Below are 358 nucleotides of genomic sequence, written 5' to 3' on the forward strand. Positions count from 1 at the left end.
GTGCTGTTGCAAAGTTGGGGCAGTAGGAAGAGCGACGTGAAATAATCACAGCCATGGATATCTTCTCGGGTCGTTATTTCCCCGTGACATCATTCTGTGGGCAGTGCGGTGGTACTGCCGCTACGGGGTGCGCTACCAAGACTTGGAGGAAATGATGACCGAGCGGGGCGTGCCGGTCGATCACACCACGATCTACCGCTGGGGCCAGAAATACGCCCTGAGCTGGACAAGCAAACGCGGCGGTACCGGCAGGTACCCGACTGGCAGGCCAGTTCCTGGCGGGTGGATGAGACCTATATCCGGATCGGCGGCAGGTGGTGCTACCTCTATCGAGCGATCACCACCGGTGGCCAGACCC

At 59.8% G+C, this 358-nt stretch carries 1 pseudogene; it reads left to right on the forward strand.

Annotation, left to right across the window (positions count from 1 at the left end):
- Window positions 1-53: 53 nt before the first annotated feature.
- Window positions 54-358 (forward strand): annotated as a pseudogene (locus HMPREF0044_RS08115) (IS6 family transposase); the annotation flags it as partial.

It is taken from the genome of Gleimia coleocanis DSM 15436 (genome assembly GCF_000159015.1).
GTDB classification, from domain to species: Bacteria; Actinomycetota; Actinomycetes; order Actinomycetales; family Actinomycetaceae; genus Gleimia; species Gleimia coleocanis.